This window comes from Bradyrhizobium sp. UFLA03-84 (assembly GCF_002289535.1).
GTDB lineage: Bacteria > Pseudomonadota > Alphaproteobacteria > Rhizobiales > Xanthobacteraceae > Bradyrhizobium > Bradyrhizobium viridifuturi.
In genome coordinates, this window is sequence record NZ_NSJY01000010.1 from 1 (window position 1) to 16,439 (window position 16,439).

A 16,439-nucleotide genomic window follows, 5' to 3' on the forward strand; every position below is an offset into this window, starting at 1 on the left:
ACGACCAGCGTGCATATTTCTTCTTTTTTATTATAAGAAGGCGACACCCAACAAGAACATCACTAGGTCGCTCGCCGGCAGCGTCAGATGTGTATAGAAGACAGGGAGAAAGCCCCCACCCGCCGCGCTCTGACGAGCGCGTCGGCCTCCCCCGCAAGCGGGAGAGGCGGAGTTCGCGGTTAGTTAGGCGCGACCCCTCACACATTCGACCCATGGATCGCGTCGATCACCGCATCCGTCACTTCCTTGGTCGTCGCCTTGCCGCCGACGTCGGGCGTCAGCACGCCGGCCGCGCAGACCTTCTCGACTGCGGTCATCAGGCGCGCCGCGGCGTCCTTCTCGCCGAGATGCTCCAGCATCTGCGCGCCGGTCCAGAAGGTCGCGACCGGGTTGGCAATGCCCTTGCCGGTGATGTCGAAGGCCGAGCCGTGGATCGGCTCGAACATCGAGGGGAAGCGGCGCTGCGGGTCGATGTTGCCGGTCGGCGCGACGCCGAGGCTGCCGGCGAGGGCGCCGGCGAGATCCGACAGGATATCGGCGTGCAGATTGGTCGCGACGATGGTGTCGAGGCTCTTCGGATGGAGTGTCATCCGCACCGTCATGGCATCGACCAGCATCTTGTCCCAGGTGACGTCGGGGAAGTCTTGCGCCACTTCGGCCGCGATTTCGTCCCACATCACCATGCCGTGGCGCTGCGCATTCGACTTGGTCACCACGGTGAGGAATTTGCGCGGCCGCGACTGCGCGAGCTGGAACGCATAGCGCATGATCCGCGTCACGCCGACCCGGGTGAAGACCGCGACTTCGGTGCCGACCTCTTCCGGCAGGCCCTTGTGGGCGCGGCCGCCCATCCCGGCATATTCGCCCTCGGAGTTCTCGCGCACGATCACCCAATCGAGATCGCCGACGCCGACATTGCGCAGCGGCGAGGCGACGCCGGGCAGGATCTTGGTCGGCCGCACATTGGCGTATTGGTCAAAGCCCTGGCAGATCGGCAGGCGAAGGCCCCACAGCGTGATGTGGTCGGGCACGTCGGGTGCGCCGACCGCGCCGAAATAGATCGCGTCGAATTTCCTGAGCTCGGCGAGGCCGTCGGCCGGCATCATCACGCCGTGCTTCTTGTAATAGTCCGAGCCCCAGTCGAAGGTCTTGACGTTGAAGCTGATGTCGCCGGAGCGCTTGGCCAGTGCCTCCAGAACGCGGACGCCCGCCGAGATCACTTCGGGGCCGATGCCGTCGGCAGGGATGGCGGCGATGGAATGGGTACGCATGGGTTGTCTCCGGATGGGTTAGCGGGTTCGCATGGGATCGGGTTGCGGTTCGGCCGCGGCCGGCGCGCCTTGCGCGCGCGACAGCAGCAGCGTGAGTACGGCCGAGAGCACCAGAAGGCCGGCGACGAAATAGAGGCCGCCCTCGAAGCTGCCGGTGCGTTCCTTGATCCAGCCGATCATCGCCGGCCCGACGAAGCCGCCGAGATTGCCGATCGAGTTGATGGTGGCGATGCCGGCCGCGGCGGCCGAGCCCGACAGGAACATGGTCGGCATGCTCCACAGTGGCGGCTTCGAGGAGGAAATGCCGATATTGACCAGCGTCAGCGCGGCGATCACGGCAACGAGCCCGGTCCACAATCCGGCAAGCGCCAATCCCGCCGCGGCCATCAGGCAGGCCAGCACCACGTGCCAGGTGCGCTCACCGGTCCGGTCGGAATGCCGCGCCCACAACACCATCGCGATCACGGCGATGGTTGCCGGCACCGCGTTGAGGAAGCCGACCTGGATCGACGACAGGCCGAACGCCTTGATGATCTGCGGCGCCCACACACCGAGCGTGTAGAGCCCGGCCGAGGTGCCGAAATAGACCAGCGCCAGCGCCAGCACGCGCGGATCGGCGAGGCCGCGCCAGATGCTGTGGCTCGCGGTCGCGGCCTTGCCGTCAGTCTCGGCCTTCATGGTCTTGACCAGCCAGGCGCGCTCGTCGTCGGCGAGCCATTTCGCCTGCTCCGGCCGGTCGGTGAGGAAGCCCAGCACCACGAAGCCGAGCAGCACGGCGGGCACGGCCTCAAGCACGAACAGCCATTGCCAGCCCTTGAAGCCGAGCATTCCGTCCATCTCCAATAGCGCGCCGGAGACAGGCGAGCCGAGCACGGTCGAGAGCGGCGCCGCAGCCATGAACAGCGCGGTGACGGCCGCGCGCTGCCGCGCCGGGAACCAGTAGGAGAGGTAGAGGATGATCCCGGGGAAGAAGCCGGCTTCGGCGGCGCCGAGCAGGAAGCGCAGCACGTAGAAGCTGGTCGCGCCCTGCACCAGCGCCATCGCCGCCGACACGATACCCCAGGTGATCATCACCCGCGCGATCCAGATCCGCGCGCCGACCTTGTGCAGGATGATGTTGGAGGGCACCTCGAACAGGAAGTAGCCCCAGAAGAAGATACCGGCGCCGAAGCCATAGACCGTCGGCGACAGCCCGATGTCCTTGTTCATGGTCAGCGAAGCGAAGCCGATATTGACGCGGTCGATGAAGGCCACGAAGTACAGCAGCATGATGAACGGCACGATGCGCAGTGAGATCTTGCGCAACACGCGCGTGCCAAGCTGGCTTTCCATGGGCTTCCCCGGTGCTTGTCTTGTTGTTGGGACGGCGCGTGTCGCCGCACCACCGCGAAGCCTAGAAGGCCGCGCCCTTCCGGTTCAATCCGTGTGGGTTTATACAAAAAAATGATATAATCGCCGCAGCCGTCGAATGGCGGATGAGAACGCACAGGAACACGCCTTGGAACTGCACCAGCTTCGCTGCTTCGTGGCGGCTGCCGAGGAACTGCATTTCGGCCGCGCCGCGCAACGTCTGCAGATGATGCCGTCGGCGCTGGGCCGTCACATCAAGCTGCTGGAAGAGGACCTCGGGGTGCGGTTGTTCGCGCGCACCACGCGTGCGGTGTCGCTGACCGAGGACGGCGCAACGTTGCTGCGCGAGGCACGCGCACTGCTCGGCCGCGCCGAGGCGATCGAGGATGGCTTTCGCCGCCGGCTGCGCAAGCCGCAGGCGCGGCGCTTCCGGATCGGCGCGATCGACAGCGCCGCGGCCGGCCTGCTGCCGCCGCTGCTGCGCGACGTCCGTGCCATCCATCCCGACGTTGCCGTGCAACTGCTCGAGGAGAAGACGATCCGGCTGCTGCCGAAGCTATTGTCCGGTGCGCTCGATCTCGCGTTCGTGCGCCCGCCGGAGCGGCCCGACCGCCGCATCGAGTTTTTTCCTCTGCTGCAGGAGACCGCCGTGGTGGCGCTGTCGCACAAGCATACGCTGGCGCGGCGCAAGCAGATCGTGTTGCCCGATATCGCGGATCAGCCCCTGATCGTGCCCGAGCGGCGCTCACGGCCGCATAGTCACGATCTCACGACCAAACTGTTCGACGAGGCCGGGCTGACGCCGCGCATCCAGGAGATCGCCGACGAGAAGCAGACCATCGTCAACATGGTCGCGGCAAGGCTCGGGGTCGCCATCGTGCCGCGCTGGACCGCGCGGATGGCGATCCCGGGCGTGCGTTTCGTTCCCCTGAGGCTCAAGCGCGGAAGCGCCGCCGGCCGCCTGCCGCTCGCCGCCGCCTGGCTGAAAGGCTCCCGCGATCCGGTCCGCGACCAGGTGATCGCGGTGCTCGAGGCGCGACTGAAGAGTTACGCGCGAGACGCCTGAAGTGGAACCGAACCTGGTGACGTCTCGCCTGCACAAAGACTCGCAGGGCCTGCTCGGATACCTGCGAACGGACGAGACCGCCATGGATGCCTGGACGAAATCCCTGCTTGGCGCGACGGTGGTCGCGATCGTCGGCTATTTCGCGATCGTCTATGGCGGCTGTGCGCTGGATCCAGGATGCCATCTGCGCACCTGCTACGGGCATCGCGCTTGCGGTGTGATCTATGACAAGACCAATGCCGCGTCGGCGCATTGACGCGGCGGTTGGTCCCCTAACGCTCCCGGCGTTCTGACGCCCCGGTTTCCGGTGCAGGATAGAGGGCAGCCGCTGCGATCGCGCCGGCGACCGCGCCAATGGCCGCGAGGACGAATGGAGCCGCAAACGCCGATGCCACCTCCGTTGTCACGAGCATCGCCCCCAGCGCGGCGATGCTGATGGCAAAACCGGCCTGGCGGACGATCATTGTCATCGCGGAGGTCATGCCGGCCTGCGCCGGCGGCGCGAGCGCCAGCGCGACGCTCCCCAGTTGCGGGTTCGCCAGCGCCGCCCCAACGCCGATCGTCAGCATGCCGGCGACCGTTGCGATGCCGCGCATCGCTGTTTCGGCGGACAACGCCGCGATCACCAGCAACACATCTCCGGAAGCGATGATGCCGAAGGCGGCCATGAAGAAACGCCGCCAGCCCCATTGGGTGACGAAGCGGCCACCCAGCAGCGGGACCAGCAGCATCGGCAATGTCGCCGCGAGCAAGGCCATGCCGGCCACTTCCATGCTGACATGCAGGCCCGTGCTCAGGAACAGCGGCAGATAGACCAACACCGCCCAGTAGCCGAACTGAATCGAAGTCAAGGACGCGCCGACCCCGATCATCGGCGCGGCCGCGAACACGCGCGGGTCGAGCACCGGATTGCGGCTGCGCCACTGCTGCCGGACGAATGCGAATGCTGCCGCTGCGCTCGCGATCAGGCCGGCCGCCCTGACGGTCGGCGGCGCGTCGTGCCTCAACAGCGCGTCGATCGCGAGACCCAGCGACAGTGTCAGCAGCGCGATACCCCAGGGATCGAGCGGGCGTCCGCCGGGCTCGCGCGTCTCCGTGACGACCCGAGGCACAGCGAAGGCCAGCGTCAGGCAAAAAGGGATGTTGGCATAGAAGATCCAGCGCCAGCCGAACCAGGCGGCAAGCAATCCACCCAGCGTAGGGCCCAGAGCCATGGCAACGCCCGAGATCGTCCCAATGGTGGCGAAGGCTTGCGCCCGCCGATGCTGGTGCGGGAATGCGCCGGCGACCAGCGCGAGCGCGCCTGTACCCAGGAAGGCGGCACCCACGCCTTGCAGCGCACGTGCCGTGAGCAGCAACGGACCGCTCGTCGCCGCGCCGCAGCCGATCGAGGCCAGCAGAAACACGATGTTGCCGCCAAGCATCGCGCGGCGGCGGCCGAAGCGATCCGCAAGCGCGCCTGATGCCAGCAGCGCGCCGGTGAAGGCAAGGCTGTAGGCGTCGATGACCCAGGCGGAGCCGGCGACGGCAAATCCGAGATCGCCGGCAATGCCCGGCATCGCGACCACGACCGCGGTCACATCGAACAGGATCAGGAATGCGCCCAGGCCAAGAACGAAGGTGATCAGATTCGATCGCTCGCGGGCGACCTCGGTCGAGCGATCGTGCATGTCACGCTGCCTCCCAATCCCTGCCCGGGGTTGCACCCGCACGAGGTCTCCGTACGCCCGTCCTGCTGCCAGCATGGTGTCAGCAGGGCCGGCTGCCTGAACCTGTTTGCGATCGGGGCGCACCAACTTGCAAAGCGAGTGTCATATTGGCCTGCTAGTTGCGCCTTGCCCTTGCGCATCCTGCGCCGGAAGTCGCCCGACGCTTCGCAGGGATTTTTTGACCGGAGGGATCATGCTCCGCATCGTCACGTGTCTGACGCTTTTGATTTCCCTTCATGCGGCCGCGGCCCAAGACAGGGCGCCGGGCGCCCCACCGCAACCCTATCTTGGCGGCTCCACAACGCCGCCGACTGATTTGCCGTCCGGGATCGGCAGTTATTGCATCTACGACAACCTCATCTACTCGATTGGCTCGCCCATCTGCGTCGGCAAGACGAGCTACGTCTGTGCTCCTGCGACAAACGAAGCGGAGCTCAATCAGCGGGCGTATTGGTCAGCAAGACCAGCTGACCCAAAACTGACCGCGCCGGTGTGCCAGTAGCACGCGAAGCTGCATCCTCATCCTCACGTGTCATCGCCCGGCTCGGCCGGCGATCCAGTACGCGGCGGCCTCTCGGCTCAAGCACAGTCGTCTCTGGAATACTGGATCACCCGCTTTCGCGTGTGATGACACCGCGTGTTTGACATCTTGCAGCGAGAACCATCCGCATCGTCGTCCTGGCGAAAGCCAGGACCCATTTCCCAAACTGCGAATTGTTGCTCCGCGCTGGGGCCGCTGTCCCGCTCATCACCGACGGCGGTGGTTATGGGTGCTGGCTTTCGCCAGGACGACGTCGGAGAGCTGTATATGGCCCACCGGCGGTTCCTCCCGGTGGATCCGGTGCCGACGCAGCTCAAATCTCCCCCGGTTTTGCGGATCGGCCATGAGTTCCCTGTCGGTAGACTCGCGTTATGTTATAATATAACAGTCTGTCTAATGGCGCATACGCACACCCACGACCACCACCATCACGGCCACGCCCATCCCCATGGGCACAGCCATGGCCCGGCCGCGCATCCGGCCCAGACCGCGCACTGGTCGATCCTGCGCATGCCCGTGCCGGCCCGGCTGCTCGCCGCCCTCGCGGTCTCTGCCGGCCTGTGGGCCGTGGTCTGGCTGGCGATGAGGTGAGACCCGTGGCTGCTCTTGTCACCTTCCGCGACGTCACCCTCGGCTATGACCGCCACCCGGCGGTGCACCATCTCAACGGCACCGTCGAGGCGGGCGCGCTGCTGGCCGTGATCGGACCGAACGGCGCCGGTAAGTCGACGCTGCTGCGCGGCATTGCCGGCGTGCTCAAGCCGCTGTCGGGCGTGATCGATCTCGACGGGCTTGAGCACCGCGACATCGCCTATCTGCCGCAATCCGCCGACATCGACCGGACGTTTCCGATCTCGGTGTTTGATTTCGTCGGCACCGGGCTGTGGCGCTCGACCGGCTTCTTCGGCGGTATCGGCAAGGCCTCGCGCGGCAAGATTTTGGCGGCGCTCGCCGCGGTCGGCCTCAACGGCTTCGAGAACCGGCCGATCGGCACGCTGTCCGGCGGCCAGATGCAGCGCATGCTGTTCGCGCGCGTGCTGCTGCAGGACGCCCGCCTGATCGTGCTCGACGAACCGTTCAACGCCATCGATGCCAAGACCACCGCCGATCTGCTTGATCTGGTGAAGCGCTGGAACGGCGAGGGCCGCACCGTGCTGGCGGCGCTGCACGACCTCGACATGGTGCGCAATAACTTCCCGGAAACGCTGCTCCTGGCGCGCGGCCCGGTGGAATGGGGCCCGACCGCGCAGACGTTGACGGCTGACAATCTGACGGTCGCGATGCGGATGTGCGAGGCCTTCGACGACAGTGCCGCGGCCTGCGCCGCCGATCCGCGCTCGAGGGCTGCCTGACGCCGATGCTGACCGACGCACTGATCTCGCCCTTCACCGAATTCGAGTTCATGCGCCGCGCGCTGGCGGCCGTGATCGCGCTGTCGCTCGGCGGCGCGCCGATCGGCGTATTCCTGATGCTGCGGCGGATGAGCCTGGTCGGCGACGCCATGGCGCATGCGATCCTGCCGGGCGCCGCGATCGGCTTCCTGATCTCAGGGCTCAATCTGTTCGCGATGACGACCGGCGGCCTGATCGCGGGCTTCACCGTCGCGCTGCTCGCGGGCCTCGTCGCCCGCACCACCGAGCTGAAGGAAGACGCCTCGCTCGCGACCTTCTATCTGGTCTCGCTCGCGCTCGGTGTCACCATCGTCTCGATCAAGGGCACCAATATCGACCTGCTGCACGTGCTGTTCGGCAACATCCTCGCGATGGACGACCAGACGCTGCTGGTGATCGCGTTCAATGCCACGCTCACGCTGCTGGTGCTCGCGGTGATCTATCGGCCGCTGGTGATCGAATGCGTCGATCCGGTGTTCCTGCGCACCGTGAGTCGGGCCGGCGCGCCGGCGCATCTCGCCTTCCTCGCGCTGGTCGTGGTCAACCTCGTCAACGGCTTCCACGCGCTCGGCACGCTGCTCGGCGTCGGGTTGATGATCCTGCCCGCGGGCATCGCGCGGTTCTGGTCGCGCGACATCACCACCATGATCTGCATCGCGGTCGCGAGCGGGATGCTGTCGGGCTATGCCGGGCTGGTGCTGTCGTATCAGACCCGGATTCCCTCCGGTCCCGCGATCATCCTGGTTGCGGCGGGGCTCTATATCGTGTCGCTGCTGTTCGGCAATGTCAGCGGCCTGGTGCGGCAGCTGTTTCCTGGTCGCCATCTCGAGGCATGATCATGCGCCGTCTGTTTGGGCTGATTTGTCTGGCGCTGGTGCTGGCGAGCGGCACGGCGCGCGCTGCCGACCGCATCAATGTGGTGGCGAGCTTCTCGATCCTCGCCGACATGGTGCGCAATGTCGGAGGCAATGACGTCGACGTGGCAGCGCTGGTCGGGCCCGATGGCGACGCACATGTCTATGCGCCGACGCCGGCGGACGCCAAGAAAGTCGCCGATGCCAAGCTTCTCGTGATCAACGGCCTTGGCTTCGAGGGCTGGCTGCCGCGGCTGCTGCAGGCGTCCGGCAGCAAGGCACCGGTCGCGGTGGCGACCAAGGGGATCATGCCACGGAAAATGGGCGGCCATGACGATCCGCATGCCTGGCAATCCGTCGCCAATGCCAAGATCTACGTGGTCAATATTCGCGACGGGCTGATCGCCGTGGCGCCGGACCGGGCGGCCACCTTCAAGGCCAACGCCGACGCCTATCTGGCCAGGCTGGAGGCGCTCGACCGCGACGTGCACGAGGCGGTGGCGAAAATACCGGAGGCGCGGCGCAAGGTGATCTCGACCCACGGTGCATTCGGCTATTTCGCCGACGCCTACGGGATCACGTTCTTCTCGCCGCTCTCGGTCTCCACGGATTCCGAGCCCAGCGCGCGCGACATCGCCGCCATCATCGCCCAGATCAAGGTTGCGAAAATTCCGGCAGTTTTTCTCGAAAACATCAGCGATCCGCGCCTGATCGAGCGGATCGCGGCCGAGACCGGCGCCCGGGTCGGCGGCACCCTGTATTCGGACAGTTTGACGGGCGAAAAGGGCCAGGCACCCACTTACATTGATATGGTCAGGCACAATATAAAGGCCCTGACCAGCGCGCTCGCCGAGTAGGGGCAGGGGCCTCCCTGCCGGGGTTGAGCGCGAACCCAAGTTCCCGGAGTTGTTATGGCTGAAGCTTCGCAAAAAATTCCTGTGACCGTGCTGACGGGCTATCTCGGCGCCGGCAAGACCACGCTGTTGAACCGCATCCTGTCGGAAAACCACGGCAAGAAATACGCCGTCATCGTCAACGAGTTCGGCGAGATCGGCATCGACAACGACCTCATCATCGGCGCCGATGAGGAAGTGTTCGAGATGAACAATGGCTGCGTCTGCTGCACGGTGCGCGGCGACCTCGTCCGTATCATGGACGGCCTGATGAAGCGCAAGGGCAAGTTCGACGCCATCATCGTCGAGACCACCGGCCTTGCCGATCCGGCGCCGGTCGCACAGACCTTCTTCGTCGACGAGGACGTGCAGAAGAACGCCCGGCTCGATGCAGTGGTGACCGTCGCCGACGCCAAGTGGCTGAGCGACCGCCTCAAGGATGCGCCGGAAGCCAAGAACCAGATCGCGTTCGCCGACGTGATCGTGCTGAACAAGACCGATCTGGTCTCGAAGCCCGAGCTCGCCGAGGTCGAGGCCCGCATCCGCGGCATCAATCCGTACGCAAAACTGCACCGCACCGAGCGTTGCCAGGTCGGGCTGACCGACGTGCTGGAGCGCGGCGCGTTCGACCTCGACCGCATCCTGGAGATCGAACCGGATTTCCTCGAGGCCGGCGACGATCACGACCATGATCACGATCATCATCACCACGACCACGATCATCACCACCATCACCATGATCACGACCATGGCCATGGCGGGCTGAAGCACTATCACGACGAGGACATGCAATCGCTGTCGCTGCGCTCGGAGAAGCCGCTCGATCCGACCAAGTTCATGCCCTGGCTGCAGAACCTCGTTGCCACCGAAGGCCAGAAGATCCTGCGCTCGAAGGGCATCCTCGCCTTCACCGGCGATGATGACCGCTATGTGTTCCAGGGCGTCCACATGATGCTGGAGGGCGACCACCAGCGCAAATGGAAGGACGGCGAGAAGCGCGAGAGCCGCGTCGTGTTCATCGGTCGCGAACTGCCGGAGCAGGCGATCCGCGACGGCTTCGAGCAGTGCATCACCACGTGATGAAAGAGTTCGATCCGGGCGAGGCCCCTTCTTCCATCGTTTCGATCACCGACCGCGTCAAGCCGCTTCCGCTCGGCGCGGCGGTTGGCTCCGTGCATTTCCTCGGCGACCGCGCGTTCTTCGTCGGCGCCGAGGAGAGTGTCGCGATCGCGACCGCCGACGGCGAGATCACGCGGACCGAGACGCATTTCGGCGCCATCCTGTGCGCGGCCTCCGACGGCAAGCGGCTCGTCACCGGTGGTGACGACGGCAAGCTGATCGCGATCGATGCCAAGGGCGAGACCTCGACGGTCGCAACCGACGCCAAGCGGCGCTGGATCGACAATGTCGCGCTGCATGGCGACGGCACCGTGGCGTGGTCGGCGGGCAAGACCGCCTTCGTGCGCAATCCCAAGGGCGAGGAGAAGACCTTCGAGGTGCCGTCGACCGTCGGCGGGCTGGCGTTCGCGCCGAAGGGGCTGCGGCTCGCGATCGCGCATTACAACGGCGTGACCTTGTGGTTTCCCAACATGGCCGCCAATCCGGAATTCCTGGAATGGGCCGGCTCGCATCTCGCGGTCACCTTCAGCCCGGACAACAAGTTTCTCGTCACGGCGATGCACGAGGCCGCGATGCACGGCTGGCGGCTCGCCGACAACCGGCACATGCGGATGAGCGGCTATCCCGGCCGGGTGCGCTCGATGTCGTGGAGCGTCGGCGGCAAGGGTCTTGCGACCTCGGGCGCCGATACCGTGATCGTCTGGCCGTTCACCAGCAAGGACGGGCCGATGGGCAAGGAGCCGGCGATGCTGGCGCCGATGCCGGCGCGGGTCGCCGTGGTCGCCTGCCATCCGAAGAACGACATCATGGCGGTCGGCTATGCCGACGGCACCGTGCTGATGGTCCGGCTCGAGGACGGCGCCGAGATCCTGGTGCGGCGGAATACCGGCACGGCGGTGTCGGCGCTGGGCTGGAATGCCAAGGGCACGCTGCTCGCCTTCGGCACGGAAGATGGTGACGCGGGCATCCTGGAAATGTAAGAGATCGCTGCATCCGAGGCGTATTCGAGCGAACTGGGTACCGGCAGCGTCATGCGATTCCTCACGACATTCCAGCTCGCCGACTTCCTCGACACGCTGGTCAGCCTGACGTCAGCCTTCGTGCTCGGCACCCTGATCGGCGCCGAGCGGCAGTACCGGCAGCGCACCGCGGGCCTGCGCACCAACGTGCTGGTCGCGGTCGGCGCGGCCGCCTTCGTCGACCTCGCGATGCATCTGGCGGGCGCCGACGGCGCGGTGCGGGTGATCGCCTATGTGGTGTCGGGGATCGGCTTCCTCGGCGCCGGCGTCATCATGAAGCAGGGCATGGACGTGCGCGGTCTCAACACCGCGGCGACGCTGTGGGCTTCCGCCGCGGTCGGCTCCTGCGCCGGCGCCGACCTCGTGGCGCAGGCAGCCGCGCTGACCGTGTTCGTGATCGCCGGCAATACGCTGCTGCGTCCGCTGGTCAACGCCATCAACCGCATCCCGCTCAACGAGAAGGCGCTGGAGGCGACCTACTACTTCAAGGTCGTGGTCACCGCGGAGGTGCTACCTGATGTGCGCGACGCCGTCGTGGAGAAGCTCGAGGCCGCGAACTATCCGGTCGCCGATGTCAACGTGGTCGAGGCCGGCGACGACTTCCTCGAGATCGTGGCGGAGCTGGTCTCGACCGCGGTCGAACCCAACGAGCTGAACGCGGTGGTGGTCGACATGCAGCATCAGCCCGGCGTGCGCCACGCGACCTGGGAAATCAGCACCACGGATTGAGGCGGTTCCCCGCAGGCGGCGCCCAGGAACCATGCGGTGGCCGGATCGTTGACCTCGCTGACACGACGCGGGGTGAACGAGATGGCTGCGGATCGAAGCAAGTTGCGGGCGGACGTGGTGATCGCCTCCACGCTGGTGGCGGCAGGCGTCGCGATCGCGGTGCTGTCGCTGCACGCAATCAACGCATCGTCGCCGCAAGAGCTGGCGCAGGCGACCCAGCCGCTACAGGCATCGCCGACGCCGGAGCCGCCGAAGACCGCGCCGCCGGCCGAGTCAAAACCCGGCGGCGAGCGGCCGACCACGCCGGCGCCGGAGCCGGCGCGTCCCGATGCCGAGGCGCAGAAGGCCGGCGCCAAGCCGGTGCTGCCGCCGGCGCCCGCCGAGAAGACCGCACCACCGATCGAGAAGAAATAGGCTCTCCGGTCAGCGCATGTGACGCGCATTTGACTGACGCTGCCGATTATACGGTCTCGCCTCCGTCATCCCCGCCCGCCATAATCCGTCGTCTTGCCAACGACAGATGGGGCTATCCATGAAGATCGAAGACGTCCGGCGCACCGCCTATTCGATGCCGCTCACCAACCCGTCGTTTCCGCCGGGGCCGTACCGGTTCTTCGACCGCGAATATTTCATCATCACCTACAAGACCGACCCGGAAGCCCTCGCGGCCGTGGTGCCGGAACCGCTCGAGGTTGCCGAGCCCGTGGTGAGGTATGAATTCATCCGCATGCCGGACTCGACCGGCTTCGGCGACTACACCGAGACCGGGCAGGTGATCCCGGTCCGCTACAAGGGCGAATTGGGCGCCTACACCCACGCGATGTATCTCGACGACGAGGGCCCGATCGCCGGCGGCCGCGAGCTGTGGGGATTTCCGAAGAAACTGGCAAAGCCGAAGATCGAGGTCGAGAGCGACGTCCTGGTCGGCTCGCTGCATTATGGCTCGGTGCTGTGCGCCTCCGCCACCATGGGCTACAAGCATCGCAAGGTCGACCACGACACCGTGCTGAAATCGATGACGGCGCCGAACTTTATTCTCAAGATCATCCCGCATGTCGACGGCAGCCCGCGGATCTGCGAGCTGGTGCGGTTTCATCTCGAGGACATCACCTTGAAGGAGGCATGGACCGGCCCCGCCGCGCTCGGCCTGTTTCCTCACGCACTGTGCGACGTCGCCCGTCTGCCGGTGCGCGAGGTGGTCTCGGCGCTGCACTACAAGGCCGATCTGACGCTCGGCCTCGGCTCGGTGGCGTTCGACTACATGGCGAGATGACGAGGTGACGGGGTGCGCCATGGCGCACCCCAATGTGTTGCGGCTAGTGCGCGTTGTCCTTTGGCAACAGCGCCGCGAAACTCTGATCGAGTGCGGCGTCGGCCTTCGCAAGCTTGTCGCGCTGCGCGGCAAGCCAGGCCTTGTCGGCATCGAGGCGCTGCTGCGCTTGCTTGAGCATGCGCGCGGTCTCGGCCGGCTGCGGTCCGCCCACGCCCTTGGTGTGCGTCACGATCCATTCCGGAGACATCACCTCCCTGAATTCGGCTTCGCTCATCGGGAACGGCTGCGCGGGCATGTTGAACTTGGCGAGCGTCTTGGCGAACAGGTCGGTCACTTCGCTGAACGGAATGGTCTTGGGCGTGAGGTCCAGTGGCCGTGCGTAGCTGACCATCTGCGAGGCGAAGCCGTGTCCGACGCGGAACGGAATCTTGTGCGCTTCGAGCAGTAGCTCGGCGAGGTTCATCGTCGAGGTCCAGTCGCTCTCCAGCTCCTCCTTGGCGCGCGCCTTGTTGACCACGATCGCATCGAACACCCGGTCGGTGGCGGTGACCATCTTGATGGCACGCGGGAACAGGCCGATATCCTCGAACTCGGCCTTGGAGTCGACCATGCCCGACATGACGTTGTGCGCGCGGATCGACACCGCACCCGACAATCCCACCACGTCCGAAGCGGCGATCCTCGCCTGCATGATCAGGCCTGGATTGCGTTTCTGCGGCATCGAGCTGCTGGTGTAGGTCGAGCCCTCCTGCAGCAATAGCCACGGTCGCACCTCGGCGTATTGCGTATGCAGGTCCTGCATCATCACGCCGATACGAATGGCGGCTGAATTGGCGATCGCGGTGGCCTCGAGCTGGTTGTCGAAAGGGATCACCTGGTTGGCATCCATCGAATTCTCGGCGATGCCGTCGAAGCCCAGCAGCTGGGCGAGCCGCGCGCGATTCAGCGGCCAGATCGAATCGGACATCACGCCGACTCCCATCGGGCTGAGGTTGAGCCGGCGATAGGCCTCGCTGACGCGCTGCTGGTCGCGCTCGAACGATTCCTCATAGGCCAACAGGTAGTGACCGTAGGTGACCGGCACCGCCTGCACGCCGTTGGTATAGCCAGGCATCAGCGCATCGAGATTGTCGGCCGCCCTGGCGAGCAGCTTGCCACGCAAGCCGAGCAAAGCATCGGCAAAATCGAGCGTCTGGTTGCGCAGCTTGGCGGCGCGGAAGGTCGCGTACATATCCTGGCGGCTGCGTCCGGCATGGATGACGGAGGCTTGCTCGCCGACCTTGTCGGTCATGATCTTCTCGATCTGGAGCACGTCGCTCGGGCGTTTGCCGTCCGGCTGCTGGGCCTGCTTGATCGTATAGTCCACGCCCTTGGCGATCAGCTGGCCGACGTCCTTCGGGAAGATGTTCTCTTCCACCAGCATGACGGTGGAAGCCTTGTTGATCTTGTTGAGCCAGTAGAACTGGTCCTCGGCGGCGTCCGCCTTGCTGGTCGAGGGCAGCGCGCCGCTCGGCGCGTTGGCGCCGATCTTGGCGGCGTTTTCGTTGCACTCCTGCGTGGTCTTGCAGGGCAACTGCCCGGTGTCCGCGGCCAGAGCGCTGGACGCGATCAGGAGGCCAGCGGCTCCCGCGATGCAGGCAAGTTTCTTCATGCGATCCTCCCAGATGGCTTGCGGCCGGCCGGTTCGCTAGCACCGCGGCCGGCCGAAGGCCATACGCCGAAAGGCAATCGTGGGAGGCGAAAGGTGCGCTTGTCAGCGCACCAGGATGTTCTTGAACTGCCAGGGATCGCTGGTGTCGATGTCTTCCGGGAACAGGCCCGGACGATCCGTCAGCGGGGTCCAGTCGGTGTAGAAACCCTTCACCGGGCCGAGATACGGCAGCTGGATTTCCAATAGACGATCGAAATCCATCTCGTCGGCCTCGACGATGCCTTCGTTCGGATTTTCCAGCGCCCACACCATGCCGCCGAGCACGGCGGAGGTGACCTGCAGGCCGGTCGCGTTCTGATAGGGCGCGAGCTCGCGGGTCTCCTCGATCGAGAGCTGCGAGCCGTACCAGTAGGCGTTGTTGTCATGGCCGAACAGCAGCACGCCGAGCTCGTCGATGCCGTCGACGATCTCGTTTTCATCGAGGATGTGGTGCTTCTCCTGCATCTTCGCGGCGCGGCCGAACATCTCATGCAGCGACAGCACGGCATCATCGCATGGATGATAGGCATAGTGGCAGGTCGGCCGGTAGACTGCCTTGCCCGATGCGTCCCGCACCGTGAAGTAGTCGGAGATCGAGATCGACTCATTGTGGGTGACGAGAAAGCCGTACTGCGCGCCGCGGGTCGGGCACCAGGTGCGCACCCGCGTGTTGGCGCCGGGCTGCATCAGGTAGATCGCGGCGCCGCAGCCGGCTTCGTGGGTATGGGCATTCTCGGGCATCCATTTTTCATGGGTACCCCAGCCGAGCTCGGACGGCTGCACGCCTTCCGACAGGAAGCCTTCCACCGACCAGGTGTTGACGAAGACATCGGGCTCTTTCGGCGACTTGGCGCGCTGGGTGTCGCGCTCGGCGATGTGGATGCCCTTGATGCCGGCCTGCCGCATCAGGTCCGCCCATTCGGCCTTGGTCTTCGGCCTCGGCGCGTTGAGCTTCAGATCGGCGGCGACATTGAGCAGCGCCTGCTTGACGAAGAACGAGACCATGCCGGGATTGGCGCCGCAGCAGGAGACGGCCGTGGTCGAGCCCGCCGGGCGCGCCTTCTTGGCGGCCAGCGTCACTTCGCGAAGCGCGTAGTTGGAGCGCGCTTCCGGCCCCTTCGACGCATCGAAATAGAAGCCGAGCCAAGGCTCGTTGACGGTGTCGATATAGAGCGCGCCGAGCTCGTTGCAGAGCTCCATGATGTCGGTCGAGCCGGTATCGACCGAGAGATTGACGCAAAAGCCCTGGCCGCCGCCTTCGGTGAGCAGCGGGGTCAGCAGCTCGCGATAATTGTCCTTGGTGACGGCCTTCTGGATGAACTTGACGTTGTGCTTCTCGCAATGGGCCTTGCGGCCCTCGTCCTTGGGATCAATCACGGTGATGCGCGACTTGTCGTAGTCGAGATGCCGCTCGATCATCGGCAGCGTGCCTTTGCCGATGGAGCCGAAGCCGACCATGACGATCGGGCCGGTGATCTTCGCGTAGATCTGCGAGGAGGAACTCATCATTTTCTCCAGGAGAGCGCCTAGCGGC

General features: G+C 65.6%; 17 protein-coding genes. 12 read left to right on the forward strand and 5 right to left on the reverse strand.

Annotated elements, in window-relative coordinates; genetic code table 11:
• Positions 1–197 precede the first annotated feature (197 nt).
• Together CK489_RS11805 and CK489_RS11810 are read right to left on the reverse strand one after the other, a co-directional pair.
• A complete protein-coding gene (locus tag CK489_RS11805) occupies positions 198–1,271 on the reverse strand; it encodes a tartrate dehydrogenase (RefSeq protein WP_050630592.1) in 1,074 nt (357 codons plus the stop codon).
• Between the two features lie 18 nt (positions 1,272–1,289).
• Complete coding sequence (locus CK489_RS11810) at positions 1,290–2,603, reverse strand: MFS transporter (RefSeq protein ID WP_095732448.1); 1,314 nt, start codon at positions 2,601–2,603, stop codon at positions 1,290–1,292.
• 166 nt (positions 2,604–2,769) lie between these two features.
• Between CK489_RS11810 and CK489_RS11815 the strand changes: the two genes are divergently transcribed.
• Together CK489_RS11815 and CK489_RS11820 are read left to right on the forward strand one after the other, a co-directional pair.
• Positions 2,770–3,687, forward strand: a complete 918-nt coding sequence (locus CK489_RS11815; protein ID WP_095732512.1) for a LysR family transcriptional regulator — start codon at positions 2,770–2,772, stop codon at positions 3,685–3,687.
• 1 nt (position 3,688) lies between these two features.
• Positions 3,689–3,943 carry a hypothetical protein gene (locus CK489_RS11820; RefSeq protein WP_050630595.1) on the forward strand — a complete coding sequence of 85 codons (255 nt, stop codon included), beginning with the start codon at positions 3,689–3,691 and terminating at the stop codon, positions 3,941–3,943.
• A gap of 16 nt (positions 3,944–3,959) precedes the next feature.
• Here CK489_RS11820 and CK489_RS11825 read toward each other — a convergent pair whose 3' ends face one another.
• Positions 3,960–5,480, reverse strand: coding sequence for an MFS transporter (locus CK489_RS11825; protein ID WP_158226430.1), 1,521 nt, complete (start codon positions 5,478–5,480; stop codon positions 3,960–3,962).
• 109 nt (positions 5,481–5,589) lie between these two features.
• Between CK489_RS11825 and CK489_RS40675 the strand changes: the two genes are divergently transcribed.
• The 10 genes from CK489_RS40675 (at position 5,590) to CK489_RS11870 (ending at position 13,215) form a co-directional block, all read left to right on the forward strand.
• Positions 5,590–5,898 carry a hypothetical protein gene (locus tag CK489_RS40675; protein WP_128089634.1) on the forward strand — a complete coding sequence of 103 codons (309 nt, stop codon included), beginning with the start codon at positions 5,590–5,592 and terminating at the stop codon, positions 5,896–5,898.
• Between the two features lie 435 nt (positions 5,899–6,333).
• A complete protein-coding gene (locus CK489_RS11830; protein WP_050630597.1) occupies positions 6,334–6,528 on the forward strand; it encodes a hypothetical protein in 195 nt (64 codons plus the stop codon).
• Positions 6,529–6,533: 5 nt separating this feature from the next.
• A complete protein-coding gene (locus tag CK489_RS11835) occupies positions 6,534–7,289 on the forward strand; it encodes a metal ABC transporter ATP-binding protein (protein WP_095732450.1) in 756 nt (251 codons plus the stop codon).
• 5 nt (positions 7,290–7,294) lie between these two features.
• Positions 7,295–8,164, forward strand: a complete 870-nt coding sequence (locus CK489_RS11840; protein ID WP_095732451.1) for a metal ABC transporter permease — start codon at positions 7,295–7,297, stop codon at positions 8,162–8,164.
• A gap of 2 nt (positions 8,165–8,166) precedes the next feature.
• Positions 8,167–9,039: a metal ABC transporter substrate-binding protein gene (locus CK489_RS11845; protein WP_050630662.1), complete on the forward strand. Its 873-nt coding sequence runs from the start codon at positions 8,167–8,169 to the stop codon at positions 9,037–9,039.
• 54 nt (positions 9,040–9,093) lie between these two features.
• Positions 9,094–10,155: a CobW family GTP-binding protein gene (locus CK489_RS11850; protein ID WP_095732452.1), complete on the forward strand. Its 1,062-nt coding sequence runs from the start codon at positions 9,094–9,096 to the stop codon at positions 10,153–10,155.
• The gene (locus CK489_RS11855; RefSeq protein WP_198960907.1) at positions 10,155–11,174 is read left to right on the forward strand and encodes a WD40 repeat domain-containing protein; all 1,020 of its coding nucleotides are present in this window, start codon (positions 10,155–10,157) and stop codon (positions 11,172–11,174) included. The genes CK489_RS11850 and CK489_RS11855 overlap by 1 nt, the downstream gene beginning before the upstream one ends.
• A gap of 51 nt (positions 11,175–11,225) precedes the next feature.
• Complete coding sequence (locus CK489_RS11860; protein ID WP_095732454.1) at positions 11,226–11,942, forward strand: MgtC/SapB family protein; 717 nt, start codon at positions 11,226–11,228, stop codon at positions 11,940–11,942.
• Between the two features lie 81 nt (positions 11,943–12,023).
• Positions 12,024–12,356, forward strand: coding sequence for a hypothetical protein (locus CK489_RS11865; RefSeq protein WP_095732513.1), 333 nt, complete (start codon positions 12,024–12,026; stop codon positions 12,354–12,356).
• A gap of 118 nt (positions 12,357–12,474) precedes the next feature.
• Positions 12,475–13,215 (forward strand): acetoacetate decarboxylase, encoded by a 741-nt coding sequence (locus CK489_RS11870; RefSeq protein WP_198960908.1) that lies wholly within the window; start codon positions 12,475–12,477, stop codon positions 13,213–13,215.
• A gap of 43 nt (positions 13,216–13,258) precedes the next feature.
• On the opposite strand, the gene CK489_RS11875 is transcribed toward CK489_RS11870, so the two are convergent.
• Both CK489_RS11875 and CK489_RS11880 read right to left on the reverse strand, forming a co-directional pair.
• The gene (locus CK489_RS11875; RefSeq protein WP_095732456.1) at positions 13,259–14,866 is read right to left on the reverse strand and encodes a lyase family protein; all 1,608 of its coding nucleotides are present in this window, start codon (positions 14,864–14,866) and stop codon (positions 13,259–13,261) included.
• A 102-nt stretch (positions 14,867–14,968) separates the two neighbouring features.
• Positions 14,969–16,411, reverse strand: coding sequence for a homospermidine synthase (locus CK489_RS11880; RefSeq protein WP_094194225.1), 1,443 nt, complete (start codon positions 16,409–16,411; stop codon positions 14,969–14,971).
• Positions 16,412–16,439 lie beyond the last annotated feature (28 nt).

Excerpts from the sequence above, each read along its gene's own strand:
- CK489_RS11805 (WP_050630592.1), bottom strand. The coding sequence starts at position 1,271 with ATGCGTACCCATTCCATCGCCGCCATCCCTGCCGACGGCATCGGCCCC.
- CK489_RS11810 (WP_095732448.1), bottom strand. The coding sequence starts at position 2,603 with ATGGAAAGCCAGCTTGGCACGCGCGTGTTGCGCAAGATCTCACTGCGC.
- CK489_RS40675 (WP_128089634.1), top strand. The coding sequence starts at position 5,590 with ATGCTCCGCATCGTCACGTGTCTGACGCTTTTGATTTCCCTTCATGCG.
- CK489_RS11830 (WP_050630597.1), top strand. The coding sequence starts at position 6,334 with ATGGCGCATACGCACACCCACGACCACCACCATCACGGCCACGCCCAT.
- CK489_RS11840 (WP_095732451.1), top strand. The coding sequence starts at position 7,295 with ATGCTGACCGACGCACTGATCTCGCCCTTCACCGAATTCGAGTTCATG.
- CK489_RS11845 (WP_050630662.1), top strand. The coding sequence starts at position 8,167 with ATGCGCCGTCTGTTTGGGCTGATTTGTCTGGCGCTGGTGCTGGCGAGC.
- CK489_RS11850 (WP_095732452.1), top strand. The coding sequence starts at position 9,094 with ATGGCTGAAGCTTCGCAAAAAATTCCTGTGACCGTGCTGACGGGCTAT.
- CK489_RS11855 (WP_198960907.1), top strand. The coding sequence starts at position 10,155 with ATGAAAGAGTTCGATCCGGGCGAGGCCCCTTCTTCCATCGTTTCGATC.
- CK489_RS11860 (WP_095732454.1), top strand. The coding sequence starts at position 11,226 with ATGCGATTCCTCACGACATTCCAGCTCGCCGACTTCCTCGACACGCTG.
- CK489_RS11865 (WP_095732513.1), top strand. The coding sequence starts at position 12,024 with ATGGCTGCGGATCGAAGCAAGTTGCGGGCGGACGTGGTGATCGCCTCC.
- CK489_RS11870 (WP_198960908.1), top strand. The coding sequence starts at position 12,475 with ATGAAGATCGAAGACGTCCGGCGCACCGCCTATTCGATGCCGCTCACC.
- CK489_RS11875 (WP_095732456.1), bottom strand. The coding sequence starts at position 14,866 with ATGAAGAAACTTGCCTGCATCGCGGGAGCCGCTGGCCTCCTGATCGCG.
- CK489_RS11880 (WP_094194225.1), bottom strand. The coding sequence starts at position 16,411 with ATGAGTTCCTCCTCGCAGATCTACGCGAAGATCACCGGCCCGATCGTC.